Source organism: Pseudomonas sp. XS1P51, assembly GCF_054897845.1.
Genome location: NZ_CM142707.1, coordinates 5,892,874 through 5,908,518 on the forward strand (window position 1 = coordinate 5,892,874; position 15,645 = coordinate 5,908,518).

General features: G+C 60.5%; 18 protein-coding genes. 9 read left to right on the forward strand and 9 right to left on the reverse strand.

Annotated features, from left to right (window positions below):
- The first annotated feature begins 20 nt into the window (after positions 1-20).
- The 9 genes from fliJ to fliR all read left to right on the forward strand — a co-directional run bounded on the left by fliJ (position 21) and on the right by fliR (position 6,300).
- Entirely contained in the window at positions 21-491 is a 471-nt protein-coding gene (gene fliJ / locus ACYZUD_RS27275; RefSeq protein WP_462020983.1) for a flagellar export protein FliJ, read from the forward strand.
- Positions 492-499: 8 nt separating this feature from the next.
- Positions 500-1,903, forward strand: a complete 1,404-nt coding sequence (locus ACYZUD_RS27280; RefSeq protein ID WP_462020984.1) for a flagellar hook-length control protein FliK — start codon at positions 500-502, stop codon at positions 1,901-1,903.
- 123 nt (positions 1,904-2,026) lie between these two features.
- The gene (gene fliL, locus ACYZUD_RS27285; protein ID WP_462020985.1) at positions 2,027-2,500 is read left to right on the forward strand and encodes a flagellar basal body-associated protein FliL; all 474 of its coding nucleotides are present in this window, start codon (positions 2,027-2,029) and stop codon (positions 2,498-2,500) included.
- Between the two features lie 3 nt (positions 2,501-2,503).
- Positions 2,504-3,559 (forward strand): flagellar motor switch protein FliM, encoded by a 1,056-nt coding sequence (fliM, locus tag ACYZUD_RS27290; protein ID WP_462020986.1) that lies wholly within the window; start codon positions 2,504-2,506, stop codon positions 3,557-3,559.
- Positions 3,552-4,022, forward strand: coding sequence for a flagellar motor switch protein FliN (gene fliN, locus ACYZUD_RS27295; protein WP_462020987.1), 471 nt, complete (start codon positions 3,552-3,554; stop codon positions 4,020-4,022). The genes fliM and fliN overlap by 8 nt, the downstream gene beginning before the upstream one ends.
- A complete protein-coding gene (fliO, locus tag ACYZUD_RS27300; protein WP_462020988.1) occupies positions 4,019-4,444 on the forward strand; it encodes a flagellar biosynthetic protein FliO in 426 nt (141 codons plus the stop codon). The genes fliN and fliO overlap by 4 nt, the downstream gene beginning before the upstream one ends.
- Positions 4,445-4,512: 68 nt before the next feature.
- On the forward strand, positions 4,513-5,211 hold the full coding sequence (gene fliP, locus ACYZUD_RS27305; RefSeq protein WP_462025123.1) for a flagellar type III secretion system pore protein FliP: 699 nt from the start codon (positions 4,513-4,515) through the stop codon (positions 5,209-5,211).
- A gap of 25 nt (positions 5,212-5,236) precedes the next feature.
- Positions 5,237-5,506, forward strand: a complete 270-nt coding sequence (gene fliQ, locus ACYZUD_RS27310) for a flagellar biosynthesis protein FliQ (protein ID WP_462020989.1) — start codon at positions 5,237-5,239, stop codon at positions 5,504-5,506.
- Between the two features lie 5 nt (positions 5,507-5,511).
- Positions 5,512-6,300, forward strand: a complete 789-nt coding sequence (gene fliR / locus ACYZUD_RS27315) for a flagellar biosynthetic protein FliR (protein ID WP_462020990.1) — start codon at positions 5,512-5,514, stop codon at positions 6,298-6,300.
- Positions 6,301-6,351: 51 nt separating this feature from the next.
- On the opposite strand, the gene flgL is transcribed toward fliR, so the two are convergent.
- The 9 genes from flgL to ACYZUD_RS27360 all read right to left on the reverse strand — a co-directional run bounded on the left by flgL (position 6,352) and on the right by ACYZUD_RS27360 (position 15,645).
- Positions 6,352-7,548: a flagellar hook-associated protein FlgL gene (gene flgL / locus ACYZUD_RS27320; RefSeq protein WP_462020991.1), complete on the reverse strand. Its 1,197-nt coding sequence runs from the start codon at positions 7,546-7,548 to the stop codon at positions 6,352-6,354.
- A gap of 26 nt (positions 7,549-7,574) precedes the next feature.
- A complete protein-coding gene (gene flgK / locus ACYZUD_RS27325) occupies positions 7,575-9,185 on the reverse strand; it encodes a flagellar hook-associated protein FlgK (protein ID WP_462020992.1) in 1,611 nt (536 codons plus the stop codon).
- A 141-nt stretch (positions 9,186-9,326) separates the two neighbouring features.
- Positions 9,327-10,289, reverse strand: a complete 963-nt coding sequence (flgJ, locus tag ACYZUD_RS27330; protein ID WP_462020993.1) for a flagellar assembly peptidoglycan hydrolase FlgJ — start codon at positions 10,287-10,289, stop codon at positions 9,327-9,329.
- A complete protein-coding gene (locus ACYZUD_RS27335) occupies positions 10,289-11,443 on the reverse strand; it encodes a flagellar basal body P-ring protein FlgI (RefSeq protein WP_462020994.1) in 1,155 nt (384 codons plus the stop codon). Before ACYZUD_RS27335 ends, flgJ begins: the two co-directional genes overlap by 1 nt.
- Positions 11,444-11,454: 11 nt before the next feature.
- Complete coding sequence (locus tag ACYZUD_RS27340) at positions 11,455-12,105, reverse strand: flagellar basal body L-ring protein FlgH (protein ID WP_462020995.1); 651 nt, start codon at positions 12,103-12,105, stop codon at positions 11,455-11,457.
- A 53-nt stretch (positions 12,106-12,158) separates the two neighbouring features.
- The gene (gene flgG, locus ACYZUD_RS27345; protein ID WP_462020996.1) at positions 12,159-12,941 is read right to left on the reverse strand and encodes a flagellar basal-body rod protein FlgG; all 783 of its coding nucleotides are present in this window, start codon (positions 12,939-12,941) and stop codon (positions 12,159-12,161) included.
- Between the two features lie 31 nt (positions 12,942-12,972).
- Entirely contained in the window at positions 12,973-13,728 is a 756-nt protein-coding gene (locus tag ACYZUD_RS27350) for a flagellar basal body rod protein FlgF (RefSeq protein ID WP_462020997.1), read from the reverse strand.
- Positions 13,729-13,731: 3 nt separating this feature from the next.
- Positions 13,732-14,880, reverse strand: a complete 1,149-nt coding sequence (gene flgE / locus ACYZUD_RS27355; protein ID WP_462020998.1) for a flagellar hook protein FlgE — start codon at positions 14,878-14,880, stop codon at positions 13,732-13,734.
- An 87-nt stretch (positions 14,881-14,967) separates the two neighbouring features.
- Positions 14,968-15,645: a flagellar hook assembly protein FlgD gene (locus ACYZUD_RS27360; RefSeq protein WP_462020999.1), complete on the reverse strand. Its 678-nt coding sequence runs from the start codon at positions 15,643-15,645 to the stop codon at positions 14,968-14,970.

The window sequence follows — 15,645 nt, forward strand, 5'->3', positions numbered from 1 at the left end:
TCCCTGGCGAGTAATCACCGATGGCTAATCAATCGCTTGACCTGCTGATCGAGCTGACCGGCAAAGCGCGGGACGTCGCGGCACGCGCTTTAGCGCAGAGCCGTCGCGCCGAACAGCAGGTAGTCAATCAGCTGTGCACGCTGGACCAGTATCAACAGGAGTACCGCCAGAACCTGCAGCAGGAGTTGCTCAAGGACGGCATGAGCCCTTCTGCGCTCACGAACTATCGTGGCTTTCTCCATTCACTGGAAGAAGCCGTCGATCGCGCGCAAAAAAGCCTGGAGCGCCACCGCAAACAGGTGGCCCTGCACCAACAGACCTGGCTGGAGCAATGGCACAAGGTCAATGCCATAGAAGCGTTGTTGAGTCGTCGGGCCCAACAGGAGCGGCTGCAGGCCGGGCGTGTCGAGCAGCGCCAAACCGATGAAATGGCCAGCCAGTTACGTCGGCGGCCCGGCCATTTTTCGTCCTCCATCGATAGCCGCCACTAAGGGACGCCATGGATATCATCGCTTCGTTTGCCCCATCGTCCGCTGCATCGACTCAGGCCAGCGCTTCCAGCCAGAAGCCAGGCACGACGAGCGAGTCGTTTTCGTCTGTGCTGAGTCAGGTGAGCGAGGCGCCAGCGAGCAAGGACTCGGCTAGCCCGACCGCTGCGATGGGGAGCGCCAAGGCTCAAGCGGAGGCGGTAGAACCGAGCGCCGAGCCACCGACGCCAACCTCTGCACCGTCGATTGTCGGCAGTACGGCGCAGACCGCAACCCGTGACCCGGTTGATGACGCCGACCTCGCGCCGACGTTGCCGTCCTCCGAAATGGCAAGTGTCGTCCCCGAACCGGTCGAACTGCCGGCTCCAGCCGTTTCGACATCAGTCATACCATCCCTGAACTCGCCACTGGCTGCCACCTCCGCCGAGCCGGATGCCTCGCTCACGGACGATGACCTTGGCCTGGACCTCTACGCCACGGCAGACGATCTCGTGACCGATGCCGATCTGAAGGCCTCGGACGGTTCGAGTGCTGTCGACAGCTCGTTGGAGGACATTCGTCAGCGCATGGCGCTGATCGAGAGCGCTGGCCAACTCGATATTTATTCGCTGGTCGTTGCGCCGGCGGTTCCTTTACCCGTCGCGATCCCCAATCAGGGTGTTGTGCCCGCGACCCCCGATACGTTGATCAGCGCCAACAACAACCTGCCGGCCCCGAACCTGACGTCGGCAGACACAGGCGTTGATGCCGATCAGGACACTTCTGATCCGCTCGACAGACAGGACGCGGCGCAGGCGCTGACCGGGCCAGTTACCGATGCGCTGCAAAACCTGCGCGCGCAAACCGACAACACACCTGTCGACAGCCAGGCCGATGGCTTCGTCAGTAGCGATACCCAGAGCGGCTTTAGCCTGGCGCCGCTCACCTTGAACACGGTCGGCCTGAGCGGCAACGATAAAGTCGCCAGCAATGGTCTGGTGCTCGCGACCGCTGTTGGCACGGCCCAATGGCAGGACGGCCTTGGCCAGCAGGTCATCGACATGATCACGCGCGGCGAGCAGCAGGTCGACTTGCAACTGAACCCCGTCGAGCTCGGCCCGCTGTCGATCAGCCTCAATCTCAATGACGGCAACACCCAGGCGCAGTTCCAGTCGGCGCATGCGTCGGTGCGTGCCGCGGTGGAACAGGCATTGCCGCAGTTGCGCGAGGCCCTCGCGTCCCAGGGTATTTCCCTTGGGCAGGCCTCGGTCAGCGATGAGTCTGCGCGCCAGGCCTCTGGCGATCAGGCGCGGCGCGATTCGCCAGGCAACCGCGCAGACGCCCCGATGAGCAGCGCCGATGCCGTGCCGGACGTTGATCAGGCGTCGGTGCAGAGCATCGTTGTGCGCAGTTCGGGTGTCGACCTGTACGTCTGAATAGCAAATCAAAACAGCGAGATACCGCCGTTACCCTGGTCTTATCGCCCCATGGGAAGATCAGGGTGCTGGTCATACTGGAGCCCTGCCTAACCGTTCTCCTTCATTGCATGGTTCCAGCCAATGACCACCACCCGCAAATTTCCCTGGCTCCTGATTCTGTTGATGGCGCTGGTCGCCGCGGCGGCCAGTTCCGGCGGCATGTACCTCTACATGAGCAAAAACACAGCGCATGCAGACGCGGCGGTGAACGTTGAAACCGTCGAGAACAAACCCCAGGCCCCACGGCTGGTCACGATTGCGCCGATGACGGTCAATCTTCAAAACGAACGCGATGAGCAAAGCCTGCTGTATGTGGGGTTTGCGCTGGAAGTCGGAAACGATGCGACGCAGAAGCTCTTGCAGCAGTACATGCCGCAGATTCGCAGTCAGCTTCTGACACTGCTGAGCGGGCAAGACAGCACACAGCTGGTCAACCCTCAGGGCAAGGAAATCCTGGCGGCGAAAATTCTCGGAACACTCAAACAGTCCCTGGCGGCACAGCAGCCTGAACTCTCGGTGCTGAACGTTCTTTACACCGACTTTATCGTGCAGTAACCCATGGCCATTGACGATTTGCTCTCCCAGGACGAGATCGACATGTTGCTCCGTGGGGGCGACGACGGCGATGCTCCGGATGACGATGTCGGGATGCTCAAGGATGCCCTGGTCCGTCCGTACGACCCGGCGACACAGCACCGGGTGATCCACGAGCGCTTGCACGCGCTGGATATCATCAACGAGCGTTTCGCGCGCTACTTCCGCATGAGCTTGTTCAACTTGATCAGGCGCAGCATCGACATCACCGTCAAAAGCGTGCGCTATCAAAGTTACAGCGACTTTTCCCTGCACATGCCGATGCCCACCAACATCAACCTGTTGGCGATGAAGCCGCTGCGAGGCACCGCGTTGGTGGTGTTTCCGCCGAGCGTGGTGTTCATGGTGGTGGACAATTTGTTTGGCGGTGACGGCCGCTTTGTGACCAAGTCCGAAGGGAGGGAATTTACGCATACCGAGCAGCGCATCATCCAGCGTTTGTTGGGGTTGTCGGTGGACGCTTACAAAGATGCCTGGAAGTCCGTTTACCCGCTGGAAATCGAATATTTGCGTTCGGAGATGCAGGCCAAGTTCGCCAATATCACCAGTTCGCCCAATGAAATCGTGGTGAATGCGACCTTCCATCTGGAGGTCGGCAACCTGTCCAGCGACTTCAATATCGTGATTCCCTACCTGATGATCGAGCCGATGCGTCAGCTGCTCAACGGCCCGCTGACCGATACCAATCTTGAAGAGGAGCGGCATTGGAACAAGCGCATGGCCGGCGAGATTACCCATTCCCAGATTGAGCTGATCGCTGACTTTGTCGAAATGGATGCCCGGGTAGGGCAGGTCATGGCGCTGAAAGTTGGTGATGTTTTACCCATCGAACTGCCCGACATCGTCTGTGCGCGTGTCGACGGCGTGCCTGTCATGAGTTGCGAATATGGCAGCCAGAACGGGATGCGTGCGTTGCTCGTCAAGGAACTGGTCGATCACTCCCTGAGCCTTTCCTCCTCTTCTACCAGCCGATTCGTGAAGGGCCACGTGTCCACTGCCAAGGAATCCGACCATGACTGATTCAAACACTACCGAGCCGCAAGAGGCCGATGACTGGGCTGACGCGCTGGCCGAGCAGGGCGCCGGGACTGATGCCGATGATCCCTGGGCCATGGCCCTGGCCGAACAGGGCGAAGCCGAGTCGACGCCCGACAGCCAGGCACCGAGCGTCGGCACCAGCCTGTTCAAGCCGTTGACGGCGCCGCAGCCCACGGCCGCCGCACGCGAGCTGGAAATGATCATGGATATTCCGGTCAAGCTGAGTGTAGAGCTGGGCCGCACGCGAATTACGATCAAGCAGTTGCTGGAACTGGCCCAGGGTTCGGTGCTGGCGCTCGATGGCCTGGCGGGGGAGCCGATGGACATCTTGATCAACAGCTACCTGATAGCCCAAGGCGAGGTGGTGGTCGTGGATGACAAGTACGGTATCCGAATCACGGAAATCATTACGCCTTCCGAACGCGTTCAAAAGATCAACCGATGAGCCTCGTCAGTCAGACTCCGCCGCCCGTGGCCCTCGGCGTCCCTTCGGACAGCCTGATGAACCTGGCGTTGCTCGGCAAGACGGCGTTGGCGCTGGCGTTGGTGGTTGTCTGTGTTTTGCTCTGTGGCTGGGTTGTGCGGCGTGTCGGTGCGCGTCCGCTGTCCCCCGGGAAAGTGATGCGTGTCGTCAGCAGCACAAGCCTGGGCCAGCGCGAGAAAGTGGTGATCATCGAAGTGCAAGGCCAGTGGCTGGTGCTTGGCGTGACCGCACAACAGGTCAGTGCGCTGGCGCAGATGGACGCTCCGCCAACCGAACCCACCATCGCCACTGCCGTTACCGGCGACAGTTTTACCGAGCGCTTGGCCAGTGCTCTGAAGCGCAATATTCAGCGCGCGGACAAAGGATCGGGGAGCCCGTCATGAGCGTCCTGGTGTGTGTTCGCCACGGGTTGAAACGGGCGACGCTGTCGGCCGTGTTGCTGCTCGCGTCGATGGCCGATGCTCAGGCAGAACCGGCGATGCAAGGGCTGGCCGCCTTCACCGGGCAGGCGGGAGGCCAGCAATGGTCGCTGAGCCTGCAAACCCTGTTGCTGCTCAGTGCCATGGCATTCCTGCCGGCGGTGTTGCTGATGATGACCGGGTTTACCCGCATCATTATTGTCCTGGGCTTGCTGCGCACGGCCATTGGCACGACGTCGGCGCCACCGAATCAAGTGTTGTTGGGACTGTCGCTGTTCCTGACGTTTTTCGTCATGTCCCCGACCCTCGATCAGGCTTACGAAAAAGCCTGGTTACCGTTCTCCAAAGACGAGATCACGGTCGAGCAGTTTCTCGACCAGGCGAGTCAACCATTTCGCACGTTCATGCTGACCCAGACGCGGCAGGGCGACCTCGCCCTGTTTGCGCGTCTGGCGCAGATCGAGGACTTGCAGGGGCCTGAAGATGTGCCGATGCGGGTGTTGCTTCCGGCCTTCGTCACCAGCGAGTTGAAGACCGCGTTTCAGGCCGGCTTCACCATCTTCATTCCGTTTTTGATCATCGACCTGGTGGTGGCGAGCGTGTTGATGGCGCTGGGCATGATGATGGTGCCGCCGTCCACGATCTCGCTGCCGTTCAAGCTGATGCTGTTTGTGCTGGTCGATGGCTGGCAGCTGCTGCTCGGTTCGCTGGCGCAAAGTTTTTACACCTGATGATGTGGTTTCGAGGACGTAGACAATGACGCCGGAAATGGTCATGGACCTGGCTTACAAAGGCATGCGCATGAGCATGATCGTGGCCGCGCCCGTGCTGCTCGTGACGCTGTTTATCGGGTTGTTGGTGAGCCTGTTTCAGGCCGCGACGCAGATCAACGAATCGACCCTGTCGTTCATCCCCAAAATTGTCGGGGTGTGCGTGGTGCTGGTGCTGGCGGGGCCGCTGATCATGGAGATGCTGGTGGACTACACGCGTGCGTTGTTCAGCAGCTTGCCCATGCTGATCGGCTGACGCCCGTGATCGAAGTCAGTTCGGCACAGTTGCAACTCTGGGTGACTAGCTTCTTCTGGCCGTTTTGCCGAGTGCTGGCGTATCTGATGAGCGACCCGATTCTCGGTCATAAAAACGTTTCGAGTCAGGTGAAGGTGGGCTTGGCGATGCTCCTTGCCTTCCTGCTCGCACCCAATCTGCCGCCCTTGCCGAATGTCACCCTGTTCTCGTGGGCGGGGCTTGGGGTGATTGTGGAACAGGTGTTGATCGGGATGTCCCTGGGCATGGTCATGCGTATCACGCTGGCGGTGGTCGAGATGACCGGCGACATTTGCGGCATGCAAATGGGCCTGGCGTTCGCCACCTTTTTTTCCGCCGATACCAGCACTAACAGCATGGTGCTGTCGCGCTTTCTGAGCATGATCACGATCCTGATGTTTCTCGCGCTGAACGGTCACCTGATGGTGCTTGAGCTGCTGGCGACCACCTTCAAAACCTTGCCGATCGGCAACCTGCATTTCGACCCCAATGCCTGGAACCTGATTGCCCGCTATGGCAGCACGATCTTCCTCACTGGCCTTCTATTGGCACTGCCAATGGTCGGCACGCTGCTGATCATCAACCTGGCCATGGGCATCCTGAACCGCGTCTCGCCGCAGTTGACGGTGTTCTCCGTGGGGTTCCCGGCGACGTTGTGCGTGGGGTTGGTGTTGCTGATGGTGGTGATGGGCGATCTGGGGCAGTTTCTCGAAAGATTGATGACCAACACACTGCAATTCATGCAGTACCTGATCGATAACATGGCACGACCCTAAAACGGTTCAGGCGCCACCAGGTTTTTCCCGGGCGGCACCTGGAACGCGGCTTCAGATGTACTCGAACAACGACATCTTCTGAATGCTGACGAAGGTTTGCTGGGCGGCCTGTAGCGCCACTTGCAGTGCGGTGTATTCAGTGACTGACTCGGTGTAGTCGGCATCGACCAGGCCGGACAGGCGTTCGGTGTAGCTGAGCGCCAGGTCATCGCCAATGGTGTCGAGCACTTCCAGCTGATTCAGCCGTGAACCAACCGACGTCTGCACGGTGAGCACCGTGTCCTGGGCATTACTCAATTCGCGGCTGGCCGTGGACAGGGTGTTACTCAGGTTGGCTTGATCGGCCTCGGTATCCACCGGTGTCTGCAACACCGAGATCAGGTTTTTCAACGTTGCGAACAGGTCTGGGTCGGCATCGGCGGCGGCACTGACCGTGATGGTGTCGCCGTCGGCCGGGGTACCGCTGAGGGTCAGGGACAGGCCGTTGACTTCAAGGGTGTCGCCCGAGGAATAGGCGACCGGATCGGCGCCATCAATGCTGTATTGGGCTGTGCCGTCGGTGGCGGTGCTGAAGGTCACGGTAAAGCCTGTTCCGTAATTCGCATCCTGTGTGTCAGTGATGTCAGGGCCGTCGTAGGTCACGCTGCCGGTGTTGTCGCCGGCTTCGGCAATGAAACCTGCGGAGCTGCTGACCGACAGGAAGATCGTTGCGCCGGTATCGCCGCTGGCCATGGTCTGGGTGGAGCTGACCTGCTGCGTGACAACGTTGTCGTCGCCCTGATAGACCAGCTCGCCATCGGCATTTTCGGCAAACGCCGGACTCTGGCTCTGATAGCCGGCAAACAGGTAGTTGCCGTTACTGTCGGTGGCGTTGGCCAATGTCGTCAGGGTGTCGTAGACGCCCTGCAACGAGGTGGCGATCGACTCGCGGTCGGCGTCGCTCAAGGTGCCGTTGTTGGCCTGAACGAGCAGGGCCATGGCGCTGCTGATAGCATCGTTGATGCTGTCGAGCGTGCTTTCTTCCTGGGACAGCGAGGTCGAGATCGTGCTGCGCGAGTCGGCGTATTGCTCGTTGGCCGAGATTGCCTGCCGGACGTTAACGGCCTGGGCGGCGGCCAGCGAGTCGTCGGAAGGATTGACCACTCGGGTGCCACTGGCGACTTCCTGGGCCGCGTCCTGATAGGCGCTTTCCTGAGCGAGCATAGAGTTCAAGCTTTGGTTGTAAATCGTCGCACTGCTGAGGCGCATGGCGTGACGCTCCTTTCAGACGTTTATCAGCTGATGTCGAGAATGGTGTCGAGCAGGGTGGTGCCCACTTCGACGACCTTCGCGCAGGCCTGGTAATACTGTTGATAGACAATCAGGTTGGCCGCCTCTTCATCCAGATTGACCCCCGATTCCGATTGCTGCAGCGTGGTCAGTTGCTCGGTCAGGCTCGATTGGGTTTCCAGTTGGCCGGCGACTTTACTGGCGGTGCTGCCCACGTCACTGACCAGTGCCGAGTACGTCTGGCTGAGGGTCGAAGTGCCGCCCACGAGGCTGTCGGTTTGCAGGTCGAGCATCGCCAGGGCGTTGGTGTTATCGCTGCTGCCGGTCGAGGTGCCCGCGGCGATCAGGCTCCCGTCACTGGTCAGGGTACTGAAACTGCTGGCGGCGTTGCGCGTCGGCAACACCAGAAAGCTGTCGCCGTCATCGGCGGTGCCACTGATGGCCACGCTCATCCCAGCGAACGTCAGGGTGTCGCTGTCGCTGTCGTAGGTTGAGTCCACACTGGCGCCGGTGTCGTTGCGGGTCACGGTGTAGCCGTCGGTGGCGGAGTAACTGACGGTGTAGTCGCTGGCACTCAGCGCGCTCACATCGTCGGTGAAGGTCGCGGTCAATGTCGCGTCGCCGGTGTTGTTGGTATTGCCGTAAATGCTGGGGTCGTCGACCGAGAAAAAGTCGGTGCCCGTGTCGCCATTCAGGTCAATACCGGATGCCTGCAGGGTGTTGAAGGCTTGTGTCAACGTGACCGCCAGGATCCCCAGCTGGTTTTGCGTTTCGGTCAGCGTGGTGTCGCGAAAGTCCATCAGCCCGCCCAGGGAGCCGCCTTCGAACGTTGAATCGTCAAGCACGGTGGTGTTGCCGGCGGCGTCCACGTAGGCGACCACCGTTTGGGTTGGATCGCTGGCCGAGACGCTGGTTTGCAGTTCGAAACTGTCATTGCCGGACACCAGCGCAAGGCCGTTGCTCAGGGACACGCTGTAACTGCCGTTGTCCTGCGTGGTGACATCGACATCCACCAATTCGCTGAGCTGACTGACCAGCAGATCCCGTTGATCGAGCAGGTCGTTGGAGGTTGTGCCCAGTGCGTCGGACAGGCTGATTTTTTTGTTGAGATCGGCAATTTGCTCGGTGAGGTCGTTGACCTGCGTGACCTGATCGTCGATCTGGCTGTTCACATCGTCCGCCATTTCGTCCAGGTAGCTGCCCAACTGGGTGAACTGCGACGCCAGGGTTTCAGCCGCGCCAACGACTTCTTCCCGCGCGGCGGTGTCGCTGGCGTCGGAGGTCAGCGTCTGGATGGCTGAAAAGAAGCTTTGCAGCAGGGTATCGAGGCTGGCATCGCCATCGGCCAACAGGCTGTCGATCTGATCGACTTCGGTCTGGTAGGTCGACAGCGCGCTTTCGGCGCTGATCGAACTGTTGAGCTGGGTGGTGACGAACTGGTTGTACTGACGGTCGACACTGGAGATCTGCACACCGCTGCCCGAAGTGGATTCGGAGAAGGTGGCAACCTGCAGGGTATAGCCATCCGTATAGGCGTTGGTGGTGTTGTTACTGCTGGTACTGAGGGCGATCTGTGCGGCGGACAGGCCGCTGACACCAATGGAAATAATGCTCATCGAGAAGCTCCTACGCTACATAGTGCGCACTATCGGCTCCGCGAAAGTGCAACTTGACCTGTGACCCCGATTCTTTTCAACAACCTTTTGCTGACAGATCCATGACCGGCGCGTTCGGGGCCCTCGGCATTGGGTTGTCCGTCAATTTTCCAGCTGCGCAATGGGCGGGACAGGTCGTAGCGGGCCGATGGTGGCCATGACTGAAATCAGTTTTTGCGCGTATCGCGGATCGGTGGCGTAACCCCTCTGTTGCAGCGCGATGGCCGCCTGTGGCGCATCGGTGGCGTTGCGCACGGCGGCATAACCGGGGCGGGTGCGAATCAATCGGGCGTAATCGTTGAAGGCCGCCTCATCGGTCGGGTAAACGCGGAAGCGCTCCACCTGTTTTTGCGCCTCACCTTCAGCGTATTCAGTGGTCATGACCTGCGTCGTCGCGCCTTGCCATTGGCTGCCGGCCTTGATCCCGAACAGGTTGTGGCTGTCGGCACCATTCGGGGTGGTGATCTGGCGTCGTCCCCAATCGGTTTCCAGTGCCGCCTGGGCAAGGATCAGCTCGGCTGGCACGCCACTGCTGAGCGCGGCTTTTTGCGCCGGTTCGTTCAAGCGTGAAACGAACGCCAGCACATGCTCGGGTCGTTCGTTTTGCGCACCGCTGACCTCGCGGCGTTTCCAGGCTTCAAATGCCTGAGTCTGGTAAGCCGTGTTTGCAAAGGGTGATGCAGTGCCGGCCGGGCGTGAGGGCGGCAGATCAAGGAACAAGGCCGCTGCCGCATCAATGCCGGTGTTGGCATCGCCGTGTTTGGCGGAGTAGCCGCTGAGCTGTCGGGTCAGTTGCTCGGCCAGGCCGAGGCCTTTTCCCGACAGGCTCTGCGCCCACTGCTGATCGAGCATCTCGGTGTACATCTCGGTCTGCGAGTCGCTGGACATTTCCGATTTCGGAATCGCGCCCCGCATGCTTTTGAGCATCATCTGCAGGAACAGAGCTTCAAACTGTTTGCTGGCCTCTTTCAGCCCCGCCCCGGCGTCCTGGTGCGAGCGCCGCTTGAGTTGCTCCAGACCCTGGACATCAAGGGCAAAGCCATCAGTGCTGCCAGCCCTGTTCATCAGATGATCTCCAGCTCTGCACGCAGGGAACCGGCGGCCTTGAGGGCCTGCAGAATGACCATCAGGTCTTGCGGCGTAGCCCCCAGAGCGTTCAATCCCTTGACCACGTCCATCAAATTCGCCGTGCCTTCAAGCAAGTGCAGCGAACCACCCTGGGATTCGATGGAAATGTTGCTTTGGGAGGTCACGGCCGTCTGGCCGCCACTGAGTGCGCCGGGTTGGCTGACGGTGTTGGTGGTGTCGATGATGACCGAGAGATTGCCGTGAGCGACTGCGGCGCGATACAGCTTCACCGAGCTGTTGAGCACGATAGAGCCAGTGCGCGAATCAAGAATCACCTTGGGACGGCTCTGGATCGGCAAGACCTCGATGCCCTCGATGCGGGCCATGAAGTTGACCCGCTCGTTGGGTGACAGCGGCCCCTGAATCTGGATCATCCCGCCATCCATGGCCGACGCCACCGTACGGCGCATTTCGGAATTGATGGCGTAGACGACACGCTGGGCCGTGGCGGAGTCAGGCTCATGCATGTAGAGGCTGAGCAAGCCGTTGTCGCTGCTCAGGTGCAGCGGAACAGCGCGTTCGACGATGGCGCCGCGACTGATACGCCCACCGGCCAGCTGGTTGACCTGCACGCTGCTGCCGTTCGCCGAAGCACCGGCTCCGCCGACCAGCAGGTTGCCTTGAGCCACGGCATAAACCTCTCCATCGGCGCCTTTCATCGGCGTCATCAACAAGGTGCCGCCGCGCAGGCTGCGCGCGTTACCGATCGACGACACGACCACGTCAATCTGCTGCCCCGGGCGCGAGAGTGCCGGCAGGTTGGTAGTGACGATGACTGCCGCGATATTGCGCATCTGCATGTTGGCGTTCGCAGGCAGGGTGACCCCCAACTGCGACAGCATGTTGGTCAGGCCTTGTTCGGTGAAGGGACTCTGGGTGGTCTGGTCGCCGCTGCCATCCAGGCCGACCACCAGGCCATAGCCCACCAGGTTGTTGGGGCGTATTCCGGCAAAATCGGCAATGTCGCGTATCTGCTCGCCCTGTGCCGCGCCACCGAGCAACAACGTGCCGGCGCACAACAGGGTACAGAACGCTTGAACGGCGGATTTGGCTGCGCGCAAAAGAGGTTGAATGAATACCGAGTCAGCCATGGTTCCCGTACTCAGAAAGGAGACACGTTAAGGAGGATGCGATGGAGCCAGCCCATGCGCTGCGCTTCGTTGATGTAGCCATCACCGACGTACTCGATCCGGGCCTGTGAGACCTGGATCGATGACACCGTGTTTTCGCCGGTGATGGTTCGAGGATTAACCACGCCGGAGAAACGGATGAATTCGGTGCCCTGGTTGATTGCAATCTGCTTGTCACCGCGCACCCGCAGGTTGCCATTGGGCATCACCTGCATGACCGTCACGGAAATCGTGCCAGTGAAAGAGTTTTTGGCCTGAGAGCCGCCGCCACCACTGAAGTCGTGGGTCGTCGAGGCATCCAGCCCAAAGTCGGCGACCTGGGACGCACGACTGGAGGTGGTCGCCAGGCTCAACCCCATGGAGCCGGCACGGTTGGCATTGGAGGAAGAGGTCTTGCTGGCGCTGACCTGTTCTTCCAGTTCGATGGTCAGCGTGTCGCCGACCATCCGTGGACGCCGATCCTCGAACAGGGGCTGCGATCCGCGGCTGCTCTGATAGATCGAGCCGTTCGCCAGGCGAGCCGGTAAGGCCGGCACCTGCATTTCTTCGTCAGGCACGACGGGCTTGTGGGGCAGTTGATCGCAGCCTGCGGTCGCCAGCATGCCGGCCAATACCACGGACATCGGCCATACCGATGAGGGCTTATGAGCCATTTTGTGTGTCTCGAACATAGCGGTCAGAGCTGAGTCAGACGCTGTAGCATTTCGTCCGAACTCTCGACGGCCTTACTGTTGATTTCGTAAGCGCGCTGGGTCTGGATCATGCTTACCATTTCCTCCACAACGTTGACGTTGGAGGTTTCGACGTAACCCTGGGACAGCGTTCCAGCGCCGTTGAGACCCGGTGTGGTTTCGGTCGGTGAGCCCGAGGCGTCGGTCTCCAGATAGAGGTTCTGCCCGATGCTCTGTAAGCCCGCCGGGTTGATGAACAATGCCAGGTTTAGCTGGCCGACCTGGGTCGAGGTGGAGCTGCTGGGCTGGGTCACGGAAACGATGCCGTCGGTACTGATTGAGATGGCCGTGGCGTTGGCGGGAATAGTGACCCCTGCCGAGAGCTTGTAACCGTTAGAGGTGACCATCTCACCGTTCGAGTCGAGCTGGAAGCTGCCGTCACGGGTGTAGGCTGTGGTGCCGTCCGGCATATCCACTTGGAAAAAACCGAGGCCATTGATCGCCAGATCCTTGGAGTTGCTGGTCTCTTCCAGATTGCCTTGGGTATGCAGGCGTTCGGTGGCGACTTCACGCACCCCTGTGCCGACCTGCAAGCCGGATGGCAGGCGGGTATCGGTGCTGCTTTGCGCGCCCGGCTGGCGCACGTTCTGGTAAACCAGGTCTTCAAATACTGCCCGCGACCGTTTGAAGCCATTGGTGCTGACGTTGGCCAGGTTGTTGGCAATCACGTCCATTTGGCCCTGCTGGGCTTCCAGGCCGGTTTTGGCCGTCCACAGTGATCTGATCATCGATCGGTTCCTTATTCATTCAACCGTGAGGTCAGCCCTGCAGGGAGAGCAGGCTATTGGCGGTCTTGGCGTTTTCGTCGGCGGTACTGATGGCTTTCATCTGCATGTCGTAGCGCCGCGAGTTGTCGATCATCGCGACCATGGCGTTGGTCGGGCTGACGTTGCTGCCCTCCAGTGCACCGGGCGTCACGCGCATGGTTTCGTCGGCAGGCAGTGGCTGCACGGTGCCATTGGCATTGGGCTGTGGCCGGAATAACCCGTCGGTGCCGGCCTGCAGCGTGCCGGGCAAGGCCGATACCAGCTTCAGCCGACCGACCGGGCTCAGGCCCCGGGGCTCCATGCCGAGCTCACGGACGCTGATCGTGCCGTCGCTGCCCAACGTGACTTCGCTACCCAGTGGCACGGTGACCGGACCGCCGTCACCGATGACCGGACGGCCACCGACGGTCATTGCACCGGTGCCGTCGACCTGCAAATCACCGCGGCGGGTGTAGGCCTCTTTGCCGTCCGCGGTCTGCACCGCCAGCATGCCGTTTTCGCCGAGCGCGACATCCAGCGCCCGGTCGGTATGGGTGATCGGTCCTTCGGTCCAGTCGACACCCACGCCGTTGGCGGCGACCGAAACCCGTGTGGGCAAGCCCTCGCCCGCGACAGGCGAGGACTGCATTTCGACCAACTGCGAACGAAAGCCCGGTGTCACGATGTTGGCCAGGTTGTTGGCTACAACGGCCTGCTGTTCGAGCGCCTGATTGGCCCCGCTCATCGCCGTGAAAAGCATGCGATCCATGGGTTAAGAACCGATGTTGACGGCTTGCTGGAGCACTTCGCTTTGCGCCGTCACCGACTTGGCATTCGCCTGGAAGTTGCGCTGGGCAATGATCAGGTTCACCAGTTCGGTGGTCAGGTCGACGTTGGAGTCCTCGGTCGTGCCACTCAGGATCGAGCCCAGAGAACCGCTGCTGGCAACACCCAGCAAGGCCTGGCCGGATGCGGAGGTGGCCAGCCAGGTGTTGTCACCGTTGGATTGCAGGCCGTTTTCATTGCTGAACGTCGCCAGTTGAATCTGGTCGATGCTTTGCGTCTGGTCGTTGGAGTAGGTGGCAATGACCGTTCCGGTATCGTCGATGGTGAAACTCACCAGGCTGCCGGAGGTGTAGCCATCCTGAGAAATGTCGGACACCTCGGAGTCGTTGCCGAACTGCGTCGTGCCGGTCAGGTCCAGCGTGATGCTCATGTCCGCGGCACCGTTGTCCGGGTCATAGGTGTAAGTGCCGGTCTCTCCGCTGGTGATCAGGCCGCTGGAGCTGAACGCCACGGTTTGTGTCTCGGTCAGCAGGTTGCCATCGATCGCGGTGTGGACTTCCCAGGTGTTCTCGGCGGTTTTGCTGAAATACAGCGTGCTGGTGTGGCTGTTGCCCAGGGAGTCGTAGAGGGTCGCGGTCGTTGAGTAGGAGTACGTCGACGAGTCCGTCTGGTCGAAGGTATCGGTGATGATGTCTTCACTGGAGTCCAGGTTCAGCTCGGCATCCAGTTCGGTAGTGGCGCTGGCTTGCATACCCGTCGTCGGAATCTGGATGACGCCATTGACCCCCAGCAACTGGTCGCCCGCGGCGTTTTCCAGATAGCCATCGGCGGTCAGGGTCAATTGGCCGTTGCGCGAATACACGGTCTGTGTGCCGTCGGTGAAGGTGAAGAAACCCTCACCGCTGATCGCCAGGTCCAGCTCGTTATCGGTCGTGGTCAGGCTGCCGGATGCAAAGTTCTGAACCACACCTGAAACCGAGGTCCCCAACCCGACGTCCGCGCCGGCATACACGTCGGCGAACTGCGTCGTCGAGCTTTTGAAGCCTACAGTCTGGGAGTTGGAAATATTGTTGCTGACGACGTTGAGGTCGGTGGAAGCAGCAGCCAGACCACTAAGCGCTTGGGAAAAAGCCATGGTATTTCTCCTGGAATGCGAACGATGACTGAGCAGTCTTGGCAACTGCGAAGGATTGCTGGGCGTGAGTGGAAGCTGCGTTTGCGGTCAAAGCACCAGGCTGATATCGCTTAGCCCGACGTTTTCGTTGACCCCCCCCAGATCCAGCGCGACTTCGTTGCTGCTGTCGGTGGTCACGCCGGTTACCAGTGCGTATTTCAGCGCTGTGGTTGTGACGGCTACGTCCTCGGCGGTGGCGGCCACAGAGAAGGTGTAAGCGCCATCGGCTGCGGTCGTGCCGTCGTCCTGTAAACCGTCCCAGGACAAGGCTTGGGTCCCGGCGCTCATGTCGCCTTCATCCAGGGTGCGAACCACCGTGCCGCTGCTGTCTTTGATGGTGACGGTGACGCTGTCTGCATCACTGGCCAGGGTGACGCCAAAGGTGGTGGCTACGCCGCTGGCGACTTGGATGGTGCTGCCGTCGACCAATACGCCGTTGCCAACCAGCGCCGAGGCTTGCAGGGTCTCGCTGGCGCTGATCTGGCTGGAGATGCCCTCCAGCGTGGTGGTCACATCCTCGATGCTGCTGATCGTGCTGATCTGTGCCAGCTGCGTGACCATTTCGCTGTTGTCCATCGGATCGGTCGGATCCTGGTTCTGCAGTTGGGTCGTCAGCAGCGTCAGAAACTGATCTTGCAGTTCTTCTGACGCCGAAGCGGTGCTTTCAGAGGTGGTACTGCTGCTGTTGACGCTCGAAAGGACCGAGCTGGAAATCGTGCTAGTCAT

Bases quoted from the DNA above. Each gene is read 5' to 3' on its own strand.
- ACYZUD_RS27350 (WP_462020997.1), bottom strand. From the start codon at position 13,728: ATGGATCGCATGCTTTTCACGGCGATGAGCGGGGCCAATCAGGCGCTC.
- flgG (WP_462020996.1), bottom strand. From the start codon at position 12,941: ATGATCAGATCACTGTGGACGGCCAAAACCGGCCTGGAAGCCCAGCAG.
- fliN (WP_462020987.1), top strand. From the start codon at position 3,552: ATGACTGATTCAAACACTACCGAGCCGCAAGAGGCCGATGACTGGGCT.
- fliM (WP_462020986.1), top strand. From the start codon at position 2,504: ATGGCCATTGACGATTTGCTCTCCCAGGACGAGATCGACATGTTGCTC.
- fliP (WP_462025123.1), top strand. From the start codon at position 4,513: ATGGCCGATGCTCAGGCAGAACCGGCGATGCAAGGGCTGGCCGCCTTC.
- flgK (WP_462020992.1), bottom strand. From the start codon at position 9,185: ATGAGCATTATTTCCATTGGTGTCAGCGGCCTGTCCGCCGCACAGATC.
- ACYZUD_RS27280 (WP_462020984.1), top strand. From the start codon at position 500: ATGGATATCATCGCTTCGTTTGCCCCATCGTCCGCTGCATCGACTCAG.
- ACYZUD_RS27360 (WP_462020999.1), bottom strand. From the start codon at position 15,645: ATGACTAGCACGATTTCCAGCTCGGTCCTTTCGAGCGTCAACAGCAGC.
- flgJ (WP_462020993.1), bottom strand. From the start codon at position 10,289: ATGAACAGGGCTGGCAGCACTGATGGCTTTGCCCTTGATGTCCAGGGT.
- fliJ (WP_462020983.1), top strand. From the start codon at position 21: ATGGCTAATCAATCGCTTGACCTGCTGATCGAGCTGACCGGCAAAGCG.
- flgE (WP_462020998.1), bottom strand. From the start codon at position 14,880: ATGGCTTTTTCCCAAGCGCTTAGTGGTCTGGCTGCTGCTTCCACCGAC.
- fliL (WP_462020985.1), top strand. From the start codon at position 2,027: ATGACCACCACCCGCAAATTTCCCTGGCTCCTGATTCTGTTGATGGCG.
- flgL (WP_462020991.1), bottom strand. From the start codon at position 7,548: ATGCGCCTCAGCAGTGCGACGATTTACAACCAAAGCTTGAACTCTATG.
- ACYZUD_RS27340 (WP_462020995.1), bottom strand. From the start codon at position 12,105: ATGTCCGTGGTATTGGCCGGCATGCTGGCGACCGCAGGCTGCGATCAA.
- fliO (WP_462020988.1), top strand. From the start codon at position 4,019: ATGAGCCTCGTCAGTCAGACTCCGCCGCCCGTGGCCCTCGGCGTCCCT.
- fliQ (WP_462020989.1), top strand. From the start codon at position 5,237: ATGACGCCGGAAATGGTCATGGACCTGGCTTACAAAGGCATGCGCATG.
- ACYZUD_RS27335 (WP_462020994.1), bottom strand. From the start codon at position 11,443: ATGGCTGACTCGGTATTCATTCAACCTCTTTTGCGCGCAGCCAAATCC.